This is a genomic window from Olleya sp. HaHaR_3_96, assembly GCF_019278545.1.
Lineage (GTDB): Bacteria > Bacteroidota > Bacteroidia > Flavobacteriales > Flavobacteriaceae > Olleya.
Map to the genome: position 1 here is coordinate 1,158,497 of NZ_CP058987.1, position 18,027 is coordinate 1,176,523.

The 18,027-nt window shown below is 33.5% G+C and carries 16 protein-coding genes and 1 tRNA gene; 8 read left to right on the forward strand and 9 right to left on the reverse strand.

Annotation, left to right across the window (positions count from 1 at the left end; genetic code table 11):
* Positions 1-57 precede the first annotated feature (57 nt).
* Positions 58-468, reverse strand: coding sequence for a T9SS type A sorting domain-containing protein (locus tag H0I26_RS19900; RefSeq protein WP_218702040.1), 411 nt, complete (start codon positions 466-468; stop codon positions 58-60).
* 318 nt (positions 469-786) lie between these two features.
* On the opposite strand from H0I26_RS19900, the gene H0I26_RS04955 reads away from it, so the two are divergent.
* Entirely contained in the window at positions 787-3,810 is a 3,024-nt protein-coding gene (locus H0I26_RS04955; protein WP_218701278.1) for a reprolysin-like metallopeptidase, read from the forward strand.
* Between the two features lie 51 nt (positions 3,811-3,861).
* Here the strand turns inward: H0I26_RS04955 and pth are convergent, their stop codons facing one another.
* From pth to H0I26_RS04970, 3 genes are all read right to left on the reverse strand, one after another.
* Positions 3,862-4,494, reverse strand: coding sequence for an aminoacyl-tRNA hydrolase (gene pth, locus H0I26_RS04960; protein ID WP_218701279.1), 633 nt, complete (start codon positions 4,492-4,494; stop codon positions 3,862-3,864).
* Between the two features lie 82 nt (positions 4,495-4,576).
* Positions 4,577-5,197, reverse strand: a complete 621-nt coding sequence (locus H0I26_RS04965) for a 50S ribosomal protein L25/general stress protein Ctc (RefSeq protein ID WP_218701280.1) — start codon at positions 5,195-5,197, stop codon at positions 4,577-4,579.
* Positions 5,198-5,249: 52 nt separating this feature from the next.
* Positions 5,250-6,191 carry a ribose-phosphate pyrophosphokinase gene (locus H0I26_RS04970; RefSeq protein WP_136582629.1) on the reverse strand — a complete coding sequence of 314 codons (942 nt, stop codon included), beginning with the start codon at positions 6,189-6,191 and terminating at the stop codon, positions 5,250-5,252.
* A gap of 145 nt (positions 6,192-6,336) precedes the next feature.
* Here H0I26_RS04970 and H0I26_RS04975 point away from each other — a divergent pair.
* Positions 6,337-6,416: transfer RNA gene (locus tag H0I26_RS04975), tRNA-Leu, on the forward strand.
* A gap of 53 nt (positions 6,417-6,469) precedes the next feature.
* Here H0I26_RS04975 and H0I26_RS04980 read toward each other — a convergent pair.
* On the reverse strand, positions 6,470-7,480 hold the full coding sequence (locus H0I26_RS04980) for a LacI family DNA-binding transcriptional regulator (protein WP_218701281.1): 1,011 nt from the start codon (positions 7,478-7,480) through the stop codon (positions 6,470-6,472).
* A gap of 8 nt (positions 7,481-7,488) precedes the next feature.
* A complete protein-coding gene (locus H0I26_RS04985; RefSeq protein WP_218701282.1) occupies positions 7,489-8,460 on the reverse strand; it encodes a type I phosphomannose isomerase catalytic subunit in 972 nt (323 codons plus the stop codon).
* Between the two features lie 156 nt (positions 8,461-8,616).
* Here H0I26_RS04985 and H0I26_RS04990 point away from each other — a divergent pair, with 156 nt between their 5' ends.
* From H0I26_RS04990 to H0I26_RS05000, 3 genes are all read left to right on the forward strand, one after another.
* Positions 8,617-9,207, forward strand: coding sequence for a HupE/UreJ family protein (locus H0I26_RS04990; RefSeq protein ID WP_136582627.1), 591 nt, complete (start codon positions 8,617-8,619; stop codon positions 9,205-9,207).
* 119 nt (positions 9,208-9,326) lie between these two features.
* The gene (locus H0I26_RS04995) at positions 9,327-9,758 is read left to right on the forward strand and encodes a deoxycytidylate deaminase (protein ID WP_218701283.1); all 432 of its coding nucleotides are present in this window, start codon (positions 9,327-9,329) and stop codon (positions 9,756-9,758) included.
* Entirely contained in the window at positions 9,758-11,353 is a 1,596-nt protein-coding gene (locus H0I26_RS05000) for a S41 family peptidase (protein ID WP_218701284.1), read from the forward strand. The genes H0I26_RS04995 and H0I26_RS05000 overlap by 1 nt, the downstream gene beginning before the upstream one ends.
* Here the strand turns inward: H0I26_RS05000 and H0I26_RS05005 are convergent.
* Genes H0I26_RS05005 through H0I26_RS05015 form a run of 3 tightly spaced genes read right to left on the reverse strand, consistent with a single transcriptional unit; the run spans position 11,350 to position 12,762 of the window.
* Positions 11,350-11,955 (reverse strand): FAD-dependent oxidoreductase, encoded by a 606-nt coding sequence (locus H0I26_RS05005; RefSeq protein WP_218701285.1) that lies wholly within the window; start codon positions 11,953-11,955, stop codon positions 11,350-11,352. The genes H0I26_RS05000 and H0I26_RS05005 overlap by 4 nt on opposite strands.
* On the reverse strand, positions 11,955-12,152 hold the full coding sequence (locus H0I26_RS05010; protein WP_218701286.1) for a hypothetical protein: 198 nt from the start codon (positions 12,150-12,152) through the stop codon (positions 11,955-11,957). The genes H0I26_RS05005 and H0I26_RS05010 overlap by 1 nt, the downstream gene beginning before the upstream one ends.
* Positions 12,153-12,180: 28 nt before the next feature.
* Complete coding sequence (locus H0I26_RS05015) at positions 12,181-12,762, reverse strand: MarC family protein (protein ID WP_101016495.1); 582 nt, start codon at positions 12,760-12,762, stop codon at positions 12,181-12,183.
* Positions 12,763-12,919: 157 nt separating this feature from the next.
* Here H0I26_RS05015 and H0I26_RS05020 point away from each other — a divergent pair, with 157 nt between their 5' ends.
* The 3 genes from H0I26_RS05020 (at position 12,920) to H0I26_RS05030 (ending at position 17,779) form a co-directional block, all read left to right on the forward strand.
* Positions 12,920-13,489, forward strand: coding sequence for a DUF3109 family protein (locus tag H0I26_RS05020; RefSeq protein ID WP_218701287.1), 570 nt, complete (start codon positions 12,920-12,922; stop codon positions 13,487-13,489).
* Between the two features lie 612 nt (positions 13,490-14,101).
* Complete coding sequence (locus H0I26_RS05025; RefSeq protein WP_218701288.1) at positions 14,102-15,082, forward strand: ribonucleotide-diphosphate reductase subunit beta; 981 nt, start codon at positions 14,102-14,104, stop codon at positions 15,080-15,082.
* 213 nt (positions 15,083-15,295) lie between these two features.
* A complete protein-coding gene (locus tag H0I26_RS05030; RefSeq protein WP_218701289.1) occupies positions 15,296-17,779 on the forward strand; it encodes a ribonucleoside-diphosphate reductase subunit alpha in 2,484 nt (827 codons plus the stop codon).
* Positions 17,780-18,027: the final 248 nt, after the last annotated feature.

Sequence of the window (18,027 nt, forward strand, 5' to 3'; positions counted from 1 at the left end):
GTAAAAAAGCCAATTGAATAAAATCAATTGGCTTTTAAGTTATTTAAAAATACTTTTTTATTTCTTAATAAAAGGTAGTGTTATTGAATTACCCGTTTTTGAGATTTTAATAAAATACATACCGTTACTAAACGGTGTAGTATCTATTGTTAAGTCTTGGCTATTATTAATTTGACCTTTAGTAACTAACTGTCCAAGCATGTTATAAACTTGATACGCATCTGGTAAATCCTTGTTATCTACTTTTATGGTTAAAGCACTAACAGTAGGATTAGGATAAATTGAAAGTGAATTAGCTAATTCGAAGTCTCCAACAGATAGAAAAACGGTTTGTTTACCAAAAAAAATAGTTCCAGTTAATCCGTTTGTGAACGTTGCAGCAAGCCTAAAGTCTGAATAAATTGGTCGTTTTTTGACTTGCGGAAGTGTTTGGATACGCGGTAATGCGTGCGTATGGTTTGTTTTTATTAGTTGTGCTTCTTAATATATTTATATTTTTTATGTGATATACATGGATGATCACAGGAGTATTAAAACAGTATGAGTTATTATTATTATTATTATTAATGAATTTATTTGCTTTGGTTTTATCAAATTATCAAATTTAGTAAGGTATTCAGCTTTGAAAACTTGAATAGTTCTTTTGTTATGTTTCTTTTCGTTTGGGACAGTAATTTATGTGGATTATAAGAATGAGTCTGTTAACTTTAAGAAGTTAGGTGTGTTTTTTTTATATATTTAACAATATTCTTATTATTTTAGTGGAAATTTTACACTATCTATATCATGAAAAAACTATTACTCAATTTTTTAGGCGCATTAACCATGTTTGTGTGCACGTTGTCATATGCTCAACAGGACTATTGGATTAAATCATCCGAAAGTAAAGTTGTAGGTCTTGAAAAAGTTCGCCGAGCATCTTTTCCTTCAGATTATCAGATTTTTTCTTTAAATGTGGATAAGCTTAAACAAGCTATTGTTAATGCACCTGTTAGAGGAGAGAATTTAGGGAAGTCAAATGTATTTGCTTATTTTCCCAATACTGAGGGGGAATTAGAACGTTTTAGTGTGTCGGAAGCGCCAATTATGGAGCCGGAATTAGCGGCTAAAAATCCGATGATAAAGACCTATAAGGCTGTAGGTGTAGATGATCCAACAGCGACTATGCGTTTTAGTTTAACGCAATTTGGGTTGCATACAATGTCGCTATCTGGAAACAGAGGATCTTTATTTATTGATCCATATACTAAAACAAACGATTTTTATATTGTTTATGAGAGAAGTGCTTTAGGGCAAGATTTACAAGGTTTTGAATGTTTAACAGATCAAAATGTTGAATTAAGATCATTGAAAAATGAGACTTCGGATAGGAGGGCGGATACAGATGATATGCAATTACGTACATATCGTTTAGCACAGTCCTGTAATGGAGAATATGGAGCAATATTTGCGGGAACAGGAACGGATGCTCAAAAAAAGCAGAATATACAGGCTCAAATGGCTATTACTATTAACAGGGTAAATGAAGTTTATGAAAGAGATTTGGCAATTACTTTAGTTTTTATAAATCGTAATGATGAATTAATATATTATGATGCTGCTACGGATCCATGGAATGCAGAGTTTAATACTAAAACACAAGAAACAATTTCAACGACATTAAATGATGAAAGTCTGTATGATATTGGACATAATTTTAATACCTCTGGAGGAGGTAGTGCTGGTTGTTTAGGTTGTGTGTGTTTAGATGGGGCTGCACCTTACGGGGGTAATCAAAAAGGTAGAGGATATACAGGTAGACCTAATCCAACGGGAGATCCATTTGATATCGATTATGTAGCACATGAAATGGGGCATCAATTTGATGGATATCATACCATGAATACATGTAGTCGTTCAGGTAATGGTACAACAGAAGTTGAGCCAGCATCAGGTAGTTCTATTATGGGATATGCTGGTATTTGTACGACTAACGTACAGTCAAATAGTGATGCTCATTTTAATTATGTAAATATTAGGGATATATCTGAAAATATTCAACCAGGAGGAACTAGTGATTGTGGTGCAACTATGGCACTGACTAATCAGCCTCCAGTTGCGGATGCAGGTGATAATTATTCTATACCGCCAAGTACAGCTTTCGTGCTAAGAGGATCTGCTACAGATCCAGATGGATTAGCTAGTTTAACTTATAATTGGGCTCCAAATGATGCATCTCAAGCACCAACAGACGGAGCGCCACAACCGAATTGGACAACAGGACCAATGTATAGATCTATAAATCCTACGGCATCACCAGATCGATTTATGCCTAGTTATAGTGATGTTGTTGCAGGAAATTTGACGCCAACATGGGAGGTCACTCCAGCAGTAGCTAGAACTATGAATTTTTCTTTTATAGTGAGAGATAATGCAAGTGGTTTTGCTAATGGTATTGGTCAGACTGACGCCGATTTAATGGCTGTTAATGTCGTGGGAGATCAGCCTTTTACTATTGTTTCTCCACCGGCTTGGGGTTCTGGAAGTAATCAGACACTAACTTGGAACGTTGGGATATCAAATGGAGCAATTATTAATTGCCAAACAGTTAATATCAAATTTTCTACGGATGGAGGTTTAACTTTTCCAACAACCTTGGCTTCTGGTGTAGCAAATGATGGTTCTGAAACAATTGTGGTTCCTACAATTGCAGACACAAATAATGCAAGAATAATGGTAGAAGCTGCAGATAATATTTTTTATGCTTTATCAGATGTGTTTCCAATCAGTAACACGCCCTCTTTTGTTCTAAATAATACTTCTGGTTCTCAAATTATTTGTACTGCAGATGCAATAGATTATACTATTGAAATGTTTACGGTAAATGGGTTTTCAGAAACGACTAATTTTACAGCTGCTTTTAGTCCTGCTTTACCTGTAACAGCTGTATTTTCACCAGCGAGTTTAAATGCAGATGGTAGTACTGTTGTTAGTGTTTCTGGTTTAGCGGGAGCAACAGCAGGAGATTATGTCATCACGGTAACAGGTGTTTCTGCGAGTCAAACTAAGGCTGTAGATTTACCGTTAACTATTATCGATGGGATATGCGCTTCAGTTGCTACTACAACCTATGATACAGGTACAACTCTAGTTCAGTTTGGGGATATTGATAATGCATCAGCAAAACCAGCAGGTTACAGTGATTATAGAGTTAGCCCTACAGCAACTCAGGTTACAGATGTACTTACGGGATCCACTTATCCAATTACAGTGAATCAAAATACTGACGGGGCTTACACGTGTGTCACTAGTGTTTGGATCGATTGGAATCAAAATTGTATTTTTGAATCTGACGAAACTTATGATTTAGGTAGTGCAAATGGGGTTGCAGATGGGCCAGCAAGTAATTCAGGGCTTAGTGTTATGGTGCCTACGGATGCGGTCTTAGGAGCGACGACTATGCGTGTCACTACTAAGTATTCATCAGCGTCTGGTTCTTGTGAAAATGGACATGATGCGGAAGTTGAAGATTACACTGTAAATGTAACGGAATCATTATCTACTTCTGATTTTGAAAACATCAGCAATTTTAATGTTTATCCTAATCCAAATAACGGAGAATTTGTTATTGCTATAAAGAATAATAACTTAAATAGTAATTTAAATGTTATTGTTTATGATGTAAGAGGTAGACGTGTTTACACAAATTCTTTTGCAAATTCAAATGATTTTAATCAAACGATCAAGTTAGATAATGTCGAATCTGGATTGTACTTACTGAAGGTAACAGATGGTAGATCTACAATAACTAAGAAATTATTAGTTAGATAGAAGAGTGTTTATCACATAATAAAAAAAGGAAGCTATTTTAGCTTCCTTTTTTTATTTACCATTATAAGTATTCATGGTATTATTTATTCCTGCCGTTCCAAAAGATTTTATAACTTCTGCTGCTTTTTCTAAGCGTTCTGGTAGTTTTTTGTTTTCTTCCTCTTCCCATTCTCCTAATACGTAGTCCACTTGTCTTCCTGTGCTAAATGCATCGCTAATCCCAAATCTAAAACGATTGTATTTAGTGGTGTTTAATTTGTCTTGAGTGTCTTTTAATCCATTGTGACCACCATCACTTCCTTTTGTTTTTATTCTTAAGCTTCCAAAAGGTAGATTTAAGTCATCTGTAATGACAAGTAGGTTTTCTAATGGGATTTTTTCTTTAGTTAACCAATATAATATAGCCTTTCCACTTAAATTCATGTAAGTGCTAGGTTTGAGAAGTATAAATGTGCGCCCTTTAAATCTAAAAGTAGCAAGGTCTCCTAGTTTTTGAGTTTCGAAAGTTACGTCTTCTTTTTCGACTAAAAAGTCCAATATTTTAAAGCCTATGTTATGACGTGTATGGTGATACTTTGTTCCAATATTTCCTAAGCCAACAATTAGAAATTTTTTCATAGGGTCTTGTTCTTCAATAGTGACCGCCTTATTAATTTTAAAAAAGTTAATAATCCAATCAAACATAATGTGTGTTTATTTTTTTTGTAAAAATAAAAAAAGCATCCTGAATTAACAGAATGCTTTTTTTATTATTTGAATAAAGATATTATTCTTGAGTCGCTTCTGCTGCATCTGCACCTTCTGCTTCTCCTTCTTCATCATCTTCGTCTACTGTAATTGCTGCTCTAGAACGTCTTACTAAACATACAACCGTATTATCAGGATGCATAAAAGTAAAATCATCAGTAGCTAAAGCGGTAATGTAAAGTTTATTTCCAATCTTAAGATCTTCAATATTTACATCTATAAAATCAGGTAAGTTTCCTGGTACAGCTTTAACTCTTAAGCTACGTGTATTTTTACGTAAAACACCACCATTTCTAACACCACGAGGGTTTCCAATAAAGTTTAATGGAATATCCATAGTTACTTCTTTGTCAGCAAATGTTTGGTAGAAATCTACGTGTAAGATTCTATCTGTTACAGGGTGAAATTGGATATCTTGTAAGATAGCATCAAATTTTTCACCACTTTCTAACTCAATAACAACTGTATGCGCATTTGGTGTGTATACAAGTTTTGAGAAGGCTAATTCTGCTGCTGAGAAATGCACTTGGTTGTCTCCTCCGTATAATACGCAAGGAACCTGACCAGCATTACGTAAGGCTTGTGTTACTTTTTTGCCCACGCTTTCTCTTTTGGATCCGTTGATTGTAATTGACTTCATTTTTATTTATATTTAATTATTTGAATTCTAATTTTATTTTGCTAACTAAGTATTACATTAAAAACTTAGAGCTAATCGATTTATTATAATGTACGTTTTGCATTACCTCTGCAAATAAATCGGCACAACTTAATACTTTTATTTTTTTGCTTTCTTGTCTAAGAGGAATAGAGTCGGTAACTATTAGTTCTTCCAATTTAGAATCCTCTATACGTTGATAAGCATCTCCTGATAAAATTGGATGTGTACAGATAGCTCTTACACTAAGTGCGCCACGCTCCATCATTAAATCAGCTGCTTTTGTTAATGTTCCAGCAGTGTCTACCATATCATCAACTAAAACTACATTTTTACCAGTTACATCTCCAATTAATTCCATGTGAGAAATAACATTGGCTTTAGCACGTTGTTTATAACATATCACGACATCACTTTCTAATGCTTTAGAATAGGCATATGCACGTTTTGATCCTCCCATGTCAGGAGAGGCAATTGTTAGGTTGTCAAGATTCAATTCTTTTAAGTATGGTAAAAAGATCGTTGAGGCAAATAAATGATCAACAGGCTTTTCGAAAAAACCTTGTATTTGATCAGCATGTAAATCCATGGTTACAATTCTAGTCGCACCAGCTGTTTCCAACATTTTAGCTACTAATTTTGCAGCAATGGGTACTCTCGGTTTGTCTTTACGGTCTTGTCTAGCCCAACCAAAGTAAGGTAATACAGCAGTAATGTGTCTTGCAGATGCGCGTTTTGCTGCATCAATCATTAACAACATTTCCATTAAATTTTCAGAACTTGGATTAGTTGATCCAATAATGAAAATACGTGCTCCTCTAATAGATTCTTCATATGATGGTTGGAATTCTCCATCACTATAAGTCGAAGTAATTACTTTACCTAAATCAGACCCGTAAGCAGCAGCAATTTTCTTTGCTAAAGCTTTACTTTGCGTAATTGAAAATATTTTAGCTTCTGGCTTTGTATTTGGCATTGTTAATCTGTTGTTAGGTAGGTTTTTACACTACGTTATTTTTAATGAGGTGCAAATTTACTATAATTTTTCATGTTTAGATGATATTAGCGGCGATTTTTAAAGGATTTGTCCAAAATATATTTATTTTTGTAAAATCAAAATTGCTCAAGTGGCGGAATTGGTAGACGCGTCGGATTCAAAATCCGATTCTTCGGAGTGCGGGTTCGATTCCCGCCTTGAGTACAAATACAACCTTCAATCTTATAAAAGTTGAAGGTTTTTTGTTTTTGAAACTTTTATTTAGAAGAATCTCTTATCACTATATCGGTCTCAACAGTTTCAGTTGTGGTGGTGGTAATTTTGTTTTTAAGTTTGTTTATTAGCAAAGTGGCTGCTTTTTCTCCTATAATTTCACCATGTTGACTAATAGTGGTTAATCGTGGGTTTGAATGTCTCGCTAGAATTCCGTTAGAAAATGCTAAGACAGATACATCTTGTGGTATTTTTATTCTTTTTTCTTGTGCCATTTTTAAAGCAGCAATTGCAACAGATTCATTTGAGGCAATTAAGGCATCAAATGTATGGTCGAATAAAGGTTTTACAACTGCTTCATGATTTTTATAATACATTTCATGTGTTGTAATAATGATGTCGTCATCCTTGTCAAGGTTATTGTTTTTTAAACCAGCTAAGTAGCCTTCGTATCTTAGTTTACCAACACTTAAGTCCATGTTTGCACCAACAAAGGCTATTTTTTTACAACCTTTATTTTTTAAGTAATTAACGGCATTTACAGAGGCCATAAAGTCGTTTGTAATAACCTTGTCGCAATTAATGTCCTCTACAACGCGGTCGAACATGACTAAGGGGATTTCTTTTTCAATACATGAACTAAAATGACTATAGTCTTTTTGTGTTTCTGTTTCTTCTGCAACAGATAGTATGAAACCATCAACAACACCGGTAGACAGCATTTGTATAGTTTCTATTTCTTTTTGTAGAGACTCATTGGATATACAAGTGATAATTTTATAGCCTTTTTGTGTTGCTATTTTTTCTATACCTTTTAAAACTTGCGCGAAATAATAATTAAGCATATTAGGAATAATGATACCAATTGTTTTAGTCCGTTGGTTTTTTAAACTTAGTGCATTAAAATTTGGGGTGTAGTTTATTTCTTTTGCGTATGCTTTGATATCCTCTGCGGTAGCTTTACTTATTTCTGGGCTATCGTTTAGTGCTTTCGAAACGGTCGAAATGGAAACACTAAAGTGAATAGCAATGTCTTTTAATGTGATTTTTTTCATAGCTTTAATTATAAATAGACTTCTAGCAATTGGCAAGAAGTGGAAGATAAAGAAATGTTTTTAATAGTTGCAGGGAGTAATATAGTTTCTCCTTTTTTTAGAGTAAAGGTTTCGTTTTTCCACTCTATAGTTATACTTCCGTCGACGCAAATGTAAATAATAAAAGAATCTAAGGATGAATAGTCTTTTTTAAAAACGCCTTCAACTTGTAAGAAGTTTGTTTTAAAATAGGGGGAATGCACCAAAGTGTTAGATTCGTTTTTGACTGTTTTATAGTTGGTTTTGTATTTCTTATGCACAGAAAAATCAATAACATCTTTAGCTAGTTCTGTGTGTAATTCTCTTTTTAAGCCTGTGTTTTCTTCTATCCTGTCGTAATCATATATGCGATAGGTGATATCAGAAGTTTGTTGTATTTCAGCAAGTAATACGCCGGAGCCAATGGCATGGACCAGTCCTGTTGGTATATGAAATGTGTCACCTTTACTTACTAGTTCGTGATGCATCACTTCTAGTATAGTGTTATTTTTTAGATATGTTTCATATTCATTGGTGGTGATTTCTTTTTTAAACCCAACAATTAATTCTGCTTCTTTTTCAGCCTGCATAACATACCACATCTCATTTTTTCCAAATGAGTTATGACGTTTTTGTGAAATAGCATTACTTGGATGTACTTGTATCGATAACGGTGTTTTGGCATCAATAAATTTAATTAATAATGGAAAATTGTTGCCAAAATCGTTGTAAACAGATTCTCCTAAGAAATCGCTTTTGTATTGTTTGATCAGTTGTTTTAGTGTAAACCCTTTTAAAGGCCCTTCTAAAACTGTATTTTCATCATTTTTGACATCAGAAATCTCCCAAGATTCACCAATGTTTTTGTCGGTAAAATTTTTACCAAGTTCGGTCTTTAGTTTTTCACCTCCCCATAATTTATGTTTATAAATGGGTTGGAATTTTAAAGGGTATAATTTCATTTAAATAATATAATTCTGGGTTCAAATTTACCAAACTATCATTATACTTTATAGTTTTTTGCGAAATCCTTTTTTTTAACATCCAAAAATGATTTGAGTTTGCAAAGCATTTTTGTTTTTATGTATCTTTACGGCAACCCTAAAACTTAAATATTTATGCTTCAAGACTTTTGGATACATGTGCAATATGGTATTAATCATGTATTAGATATTAATGCTTATGATCATGTTTTGTTTTTAATAGTTTTAGCTGTTCCTTATCTTTTTAATGATTGGAAGCGTGTATTTTTGTTGGTAACCATGTTTACCGTCGGGCATACTATTTCTTTAGTATTAGCAAGCTATGGGATGGTAAAAATAGATGGTAATTTAATCGAGTTTCTAATACCAATTACCATTTTTATTGTAGCGATTTATAATGTGTTTACTGCGGGAAAAACAGCTAAAAGTCAGAAAATAGGCCTATTATTTGTTTCTACATTGTTTTTTGGATTGGTTCACGGATTTGGTTTTGCAAGAGAATTTAGAATGAGCCTGGATAAAGGAGATAGCAAATTACTTAGATTGGTCGAGTTTGCTTTAGGTATTGAAATAGCACAAATTATAATTGTTTTTATAATTCTTTTCTTAGGTTACATTTTTCAAACAGTATTTAGGTTCTCTAAACGTGATTGGGTTATGGTAATTTCTGCGATAGTCATTGGATTGGTCATTCCGATGCTTCTAAATAGTCCTTTTTTAAATTAATTTTCACTAAAGTTTTCATAAAACTTGTTATTTAGAATTGTAATTGAAATATGAAGCGAGTATCTTCGTTAGTATTCAAACGTGTCTTTGGGCGTGTTTTCATTTCTATTTAACTAAATATGTCACAACAAAAACAACTAAAATACGATAAAGCTTATCTAAGAATTGCTACGGAATGGGGAAAATTATCTTCTTGTAAGCGTAGGCAAGTTGGTGCTTTAATAGTCAAGGATAGGATGATAATATCCGATGGTTATAATGGTACGCCTAGTGGTTTTGAGAATTTTTGTGAAGATGATGAGGGCTATACAAAATGGTATGTATTACATGCTGAGGCAAATGCAATTTTAAAAGTTGCCTCTTCCACCCAATCGTGCAAAGGTGCTACATTGTATATCACGATGTCGCCTTGTAAAGACTGTAGTAAATTAATACATCAGGCGGGTATTATCCGTGTGGTATATAATCAAGGTTATAAAGATGATTCTGGTCTTAAATTTTTAGAGAAAGCAGGCATAGAATTGCAATTAATTCAAGAATTAGAAGAGTAATGACTAAAACCAAAATATATTTTCCATTTATCATTGGTGCCGCAATAGCGGCAGGGATTTTTATTGGAGGTAAGTTGAATTTTGGAGACACATCGGATAAGTTATTTACATCTAATAGTAAAAAAGATAAGTTAAATAGACTTATTGATTACATTGATTACGAGTATGTTGAAGAGGTTAATACCGATAGTATCGTTGATGTAACGGTTAATGGTATTTTGAATAATTTAGATCCCCATTCTGTATATATTCCTAAAGAAGATATGCAAAAGGTTACCGAGAATATGAAAGGTAAGTTTGTGGGGATTGGGATAAATTTTTACACGTTTAAAGATACAATTACCGTTATCAAAACGATCGAAAACGGGCCAAGTGCGCTGGTAGGGATTGTAGGTGGTGATAGGATTGTATCAGCTAATGGAGAGTCGCTTTTGGGTGGTGGATATAATAATGATACACTTGTCGATAAACTTAAAGGGGAGCGTTATTCTAAGTTGTTACTAAAAGTGTTTAGAAAAGGAGAACCTAGATTGTTGACCTTTAATGTCACAAGAGACGAGGTGGCTATTAAAAGTGTAGATGCCGCTTATATGCTGACTGATAATTTGGGGTATATAAAAATTAATCGTTTTGCTGAAAGTACTTATAAGGAGTTTAAAAAAGCTTTAGTAAAATTAAAAGAAGAAGGTGCTACTGATTTGGCGTTGGATTTGAGAGGGAATCCTGGTGGGTTTTTGGAGATCGCTGTAAATATTATAGACGAATTTTTAGAAGACGATAAGTTAATTGTATATACAAGAAATAAAAAAGGTAAAGAAGATCGTAGTTACGCAACAAAAAAAGGTGATTTTGAAAAAGGCCATGTTTATGTTATGATTGACGAGAATTCGGCTTCTGCTTCAGAGATTGTTGCTGGTGCCTTACAAGATAATGATAAAGGGACGATCGTTGGAAGGCGGTCTTATGGAAAGGGTTTAGTACAGCGTGAAATGACTTTAGGAGATGGAAGCGCAGTGCGTTTAACGGTTTCTAAATATTATACACCAACAGGTCGTTCTATTCAACGGTCTTACGCAAGTGGTAATACCGATTATTACGATGATTTTGCAGATCGTTTAAATAGAGGGGAGTTATTGGATGAGAAAAAAATAGAAGTGTCCGACTCTTTAAAGTTTACTACGCCAAAAGGAAAAGTCGTGTATGGTGGAGGGGGTATAATTCCTGATGTTTTTGTACCGTATGATACACAAATGCAAAATGAAACGTTGACTTTTTTAGAAAGAAGGGGCTATTTGAATAATTTTATTTTTGAGGAATTAGAGAAAGAACGAGAAGCTTATAATGATATGTCGAGAGAAGAGTTTTTTGAAAACTTTACAGTGAGCGATGACGTTGTAAGCGCTTTAGAAGACTTTTTGAAGCTGAAAACAAGGTCAAATATTGTTTTTGTTGCCTATAAGGATGAGGTTAAGTATTATTTAAAAGCGACTTTGGGAGAGCAATTGTATGGTTTTGGTGCTTATTATAAAATATTAAATAAACATGATGTTATGATCGATAAGGTTGTGGAGCTAAGCCAGTCATCCAATAATTAATGTTTATCATGTATTTTGGTATGCTTTCCGTTATTCCAAAGAGTTAAGATATCTGTAGCAACATGTGCTCCGCTTCCAGAAGCAATAGCAAATTGGCTTCTCCAACCAGCTAAGGTTCCAGCAACATATAGATTGTCTTTAATTAAGTGATCGGTGTTCTCTAGCCAAATTCTGTCTTTTTCTATAGCAGCTTTTGGGTGTGCTTTGATGTAACTTTCTAGTCCTTTTATATTCAGTAAATTAGTATAGCCTACAGCTATAACCACACGTTTTGAAATGTAAGTTGTTTTGTTAGTAGTGACTTTAAATCCAAATTCAGAATCTGTAATTTCTTCGACTTTTTCATTGTCAATTTGTATGACTTTTGGATACAAATTAGCTAATTGGAGTTTTCCATCGTTTAAAATATTTTTTCCTAAAGTGCCAGGTTTTAGTCCTAAAACGTTATTAAACAGTGCGTTTTGTAAATGTGAGGTTTTTTGATGAGTAATTATGGCAACCTTTTTACCATCAGCAAATGGTTTGCTTAATCCAGATCCTAAAACTAAAGCGCAAGATAAGCCAGCTGCGCCACCGCCAATTATTAAAGTATCAAATGACATTAACGTCTCGTTTTAGCTTCTATTTTTTTAGAAATTCTTAAAATTTGTACTAATGCAATAGCGCAAAGTGACGCCAAAATAGTGATCAATGCAACAATACTTTCTTTGTCAAATAGTGCTGAGAAATTAAGTTGTGTAGCATTGTAAATAATTAAAGCGGCCGCTAAAAAGGTTATAATATATATGAATGATTTCATGATTATTTTTTTTGTAAAAATACAAAAATTAGGCTAAAAGAACTTTGATATTGTCTGTAAACAGTTTTACAGCTATGGCTAACAATATGACACCAAATACTTTTCTGATAATGTTTATTCCGTTTTGTCCAATCAAGCGCTCTATGCGTCTAGATGTTTTTAGGACAAAATAAATAACAAGTACGTTAAGTATAACGGCTATAATGATGTTTTTGATGTCGTATTCTGCACGTAAAGATAATAAGGTTGTTAAGCTTCCCGGTCCTGCAATTAATGGAAAAGCTAAAGGAAATACAGAAGCTGTTATTGGGTTGGTTTCTTCCTCTTTATATAAGGTAATGCCTAATATCATTTCTAACGCAATAAAAAATAAAATAAAAGAACCCGCTACCGCAAAAGAGCTGACATTAATACCAATTAGTTCAAGTATGCTGTTTCCTAAAAAAAGGAAAGCAATTAATATGGTTCCAGCAATAATAGACGCTTTTTCACTTTGTATATGTCCTACTTTTTTGCGTAAATCAATGATTATTGGAATGTTACCAACAATGTCGATGACAGCAAAAAGAACCATGAATACCGTAAATATTTCTTTAAAATTTATAGTCATGATTTTATAATTTAAATTATCTTAAAATTTTCGGCAAAAGTAGGCTTAATTCATTGAAGTACAATATTAAACTGATAGTTAGTTTCTTGTTTTTAGATAAATGTGTCCTACTTTGGCTAGATGCTTTATCTTTGTTCAAAAATAATTAAGATATAGTATGTTTCAATTAGGTAAAACAATAGTGTCTGAAGCAATAATAGAAAAAGACTTTGTCTGCAACTTGTCTGCATGCAAGGGGGCGTGTTGTGTTGAAGGAGATGCAGGTGCGCCTTTAAGTAAAGAGGAGTCACAGATTTTAAAAGATATTTACCCTAAGGTGAAACCTTATTTGCGTGATGAGGGGATTGCAGCTATTGAGGCGCAAGGGACCTCTATTGTTACTGGTTTTGGAGATCTTGAAACACCTTTAGTTAATGGGGCAGAATGTGCTTATGTTATTTTTGACGATAAAAAAACAGCGCTTTGTGCTATAGAACAAGTCTATAACGATGGTGAGGTGGATTGGAAAAAACCAGTTTCTTGTCATTTGTACCCAATTAGAGTTAAGGAGTATACTGAGTTTTCTGCAGTTAATTATGATAAATGGGACATTTGTGACGATGCCTGTTCTTTGGGTAAAGAATTGCAAGTGCCAGTTTATAAATTTGTAAAAGAAGCTTTAATTAGAAAATTTGGGGAAGATTGGTATACCGAATTAGAGAAAGTTGCTAGTAAAATGTCGAGGTAATAGAGGGTGTTTTTGTCTTTACTATATAACTAAAAAAAAGAGGTGATTAATGTCTTATTTGCCGTCTGTTTCTTGTTTTGTAAAGTAAATCTGACGTTGAGATTGAGGGCTGTTATTTTCTAATTTAATAATTGTTTTTATTAAGGCAGCTAATCAATAAATATTTCACGTGTAAATTCATAAAATATAATCATTTTAATATGTTTAGGTTCGTTAAAATGACTGTTTTGTGAATTTTTGACTTGTATATGTTGCTGACCTTTAGAGGTGTGAGCGGGAATTCTTACTATAAAACTTTCTTTATGTTTAAGCGTCAGTATATTGCGAATTTCTAAAAATTAGCATAAAAAAGGAGTTATAAATTAGTGAATTTTTTTGTTATTTCAGACTTTTTTTTCGTTTAATTTTCGGAATAAAAATTTATTAAAAACTAAATAATTCCACAACATCAGCAACCACCACTTGTAGCACCACATTTCAACAATCAATGTTAAAAACTTTGAGAAAATTTAGGACAAACTACCTTTTAAAATCATAGATTATTTACAATCTTTGTTGGTCCCAAGTTACGGCAAGAAATCGCAAACTTAAATCATAGATAAACCCAATATAATGTCACAAGAAGTAGAGCCAATTTTAGCAGAGAATAAAGATAGATTCGTGATTTTTCCAATCCAACACCATGATTTATGGGAGTGGTATAAAAAATCTATGGCTAGTATTTGGACTGCTGAAGAGATTGATTTACATCAGGATATTTCAGATTGGACGGAGAAGTTAACAGATGATGAGCGTTACTTTATCAAACACGTGCTCGCTTTTTTTGCAGCAAGTGATGGAATTGTTAACGAAAATTTAGCTGAAAACTTTGTAAACGAAGTACAGTATAGTGAGGCAAAATTCTTTTATGGTTTCCAAATTATGATGGAAAACATACATAGTGAAACATATTCTTTATTAATTGATACTTACGTTAAGGACGAAAAAGAAAAAAATGGGTTGTTTAATGCAATCGAAACTTTTCCTGCTATTAAGAAAAAAGCAGATTGGGCACTTAAATGGATTGAATCTCCAAGTTTCGCGGAACGTTTAATTGCGTTTGCAGCAGTAGAGGGGATTTTCTTTTCAGGATCATTTTGTTCTATCTTTTGGTTAAAAAAACGTGGTATTATGCCCGGTTTAACGTTTTCTAACGAATTAATATCTCGTGACGAAGGAATGCATTGTGATTTTGCAGTGCATCTACACGAAAATCACTTGGTTAATAAAGTACCAAAAGAACGTATTAAAGAAATTATTATTGATGCTTTAAACATTGAAAGAGAGTTTATAACAGAGTCTCTTCCTGTAAGTTTAATTGGTATGAATGCTAATTTAATGACGCAATATCTTGAGTTTGTAACAGATAGTCTTTTAGATGACTTAGGTTGCGATAAGGTATATAATACCGCTAATCCATTCGATTTTATGGAGATGATTTCACTTCAAGGTAAAACCAATTTCTTTGAGAAAAGAGTGGGGGACTACCAAAAAGCAGGAGTTATGAATAAAGAAGTCGATGAAGATAAATATAATATGGATTTCGATTTTTAGTATCGACATCTAATCGTAAACAATTTTTATTGGAATACTAAGTTGTATTAGCATGGTATGTAGTGCTTGGCAATCTTTTGCCCCAATCCTAAATAAATTAATTAATCCCTAAATAATTAAGGTGTTGAAAAACAGCTTAGTCTATAGTTTAGACCAATAAGTTAACTCTTATTCTGAATGGTGATTCAGGATAGAAATTAAAATATGTAAAGTATGTATGTAATCAAAAGAGACGGAAGAAAGGAACAGATAATGTTCGATAAAATAACAGCCAGAGTGCGTAAATTGTGCTATGGTTTAAATGAACTTGTAGATCCTTTAAAAGTGGCCATGCGTGTTATTGAAGGATTATATGATGGAGTAACTACTAGTGAGTTAGATAATTTAGCAGCAGAAGTTGCGGCAACAATGACGACATCTCATCCTGATTATGCACGTTTAGCAGCACGTATCTCAGTATCAAACCTTCACAAAAACACTAAAAAGACGTTTAGTGAAGTGATGCATGATTTGTATGTATATGTAAATCCAAGAACAGATAAGGAAGCGCCCTTATTGTCAGATGAGGTTTACAAAGTGATTATGGATAATAAAGAGAAATTAGACTCTACTATTATATATAATCGTGATTTTAGTTATGACTATTTTGGGTTCAAAACCTTAGAGCGTTCGTACTTATTAAAACTTAATGGGAAAATTGCCGAAAGACCACAGCATATGTTAATGCGTGTGTCTATTGGAATCCATTTAAACGATCTAGACTCGGCGATAGAAACATACGAGCTGATGTCTAAAAAATACTTCACACACGCTACGCCAACCCTTTTTAATTCAGGAACACCAAAACCACAAATGTCATCTTGCTTTTTATTAGCCATGCAAGACGATAGTATTGATGGGATATATGATACCTTAAAACAAACTGCTAAAATATCACAATCTGCCGGAGGTATTGGATTGTCTATTCATAATGTACGTGCTACAGGAAGTTATATTGCAGGAACAAATGGGACTAGTAATGGTATTGTACCAATGCTAAAAGTCTTTAATGATACGGCACGTTACGTAGATCAAGGAGGAGGAAAACGTAAAGGAAGTTTTGCGATGTATATCGAACCTTGGCATGCAGATATCTTTAGTTTCTTAGATTTAAAGAAAAATACAGGAGCAGAAGAGCTACGTGCACGTGATTTGTTTTATGCGATGTGGATGCCAGATTTATTTATGGCGCGTGTGCAGGAAAATGCAGAATGGACGTTAATGTGTCCAAACGAATGTCCTGGTTTAGCAGATGTACATAGTGAAGAATTTGAAGCACTATATACTAAGTACGAAGCAGAAGGAAAAGGGCGTAAGTCGATAAAAGCACGTGAACTTTGGGAGAAAATATTAGAATCTCAAATTGAAACTGGAACACCTTATATGTTGTATAAAGATGCAGCAAACCGTAAGTCTAACCAGAAAAATTTAGGTACGATTAAGTCGTCAAACTTATGTACTGAGATTATGGAGTATACCTCTAAAGATGAGGTTGCGGTATGTAATTTAGCATCTATTGCTTTGCCAATGTTTATTAAAAATGGCGAGTTTGATCATAAAGAATTATTTAGAATCACGAAGCGTGTGACTAAAAACTTAAACAGGGTTATTGATCGTAATTATTACCCTGTGATAGAAGCAGAAAATTCTAACATGCGTCACAGACCAATCGGTTTAGGTGTGCAAGGTTTAGCTGATGCTTTTATTAAATTACGTATGCCTTTTACTAGTGATGAAGCAAAATCATTAAACCAAGATATTTTTGAAACACTGTACTATGCTGCATTAACAGCTAGTATGGAAGAAGCAAAAGTAGATGGACCGTACCAAACGTATGAAGGATCTCCAATTAGTCAAGGTCAATTTCAACATAATTTATGGAATATCCAAGAAGATACTTTAAGTGGTCGTTGGGATTGGGATAAATTAAGAAAAGAGGTTAAAAAACATGGCGTACGTAACTCACTGTTAGTGGCACCAATGCCAACAGCATCGACTAGTCAGATATTAGGGAATAACGAGTGTTTTGAGCCTTACACGTCTAACATTTATACGCGTCGTGTATTATCAGGAGAGTTTATTGTAGTAAACAAGCATTTATTAGAAGATTTAGTAGACTTAGGATTATGGAATGATGATCTTAAAAATGAAATCATGAGAGCTAATGGTTCTGTGCAAGACGTCGCTATTATTCCTCAAGATATAAAGGAGTTATATAAAACAGTATGGGAGTTAAGCATGAAAGACATTATTGATATGTCTAGACAACGTGGTTACTTTATAGATCAATCACAATCGCTTAACTTATTCTTGGAAGGTGCAACTATGGCTAAACTGACTTCAATGCATTTTTACGCATGGAAAAGTGGTTTAAAAACAGGAATGTACTACTTAAGATCTAAGAGTGCTGTAGACGCAAAGAAAATGACGGTTACAAAACAAAAGAAAGCCGAACCAGTTGCCGTTAAAGCAACCGTTGAAGTTATAGAGAACGATGGTGTTGCTCAAAAACAACAAAAAGCAGCTGATACAGCAGTTAAGTTGGCTAATACTTCTAGTAGTGTAGAAGGAGAAGCAATGACACCAGAAGAAATGAAAGCATTAATTGCTCAAGCTAAAGAAGCGGAAGGTGATGATTGCCTAATGTGTGGTTCTTAAAAAGAATGGATAAGATTGCTGAGCTTATCTAAATTAAAGTGTTATAATCTAAAAAAGTGCCTTGATAATTTCAGGGTACTTTTTTTAGGGCCTTTTCGAAATGACAAAAAAGAGTTTAACTACCTGTTTACTAGTTGTTTGTTTTGCGTTTATTGGTTTAATAGGATAAGAGAAATTAATTTTTTAAATAAAGTATGAGGTAAAGAAAAGACATAAAAAAAGACATATTAGAAATATGCCTCTTGGTA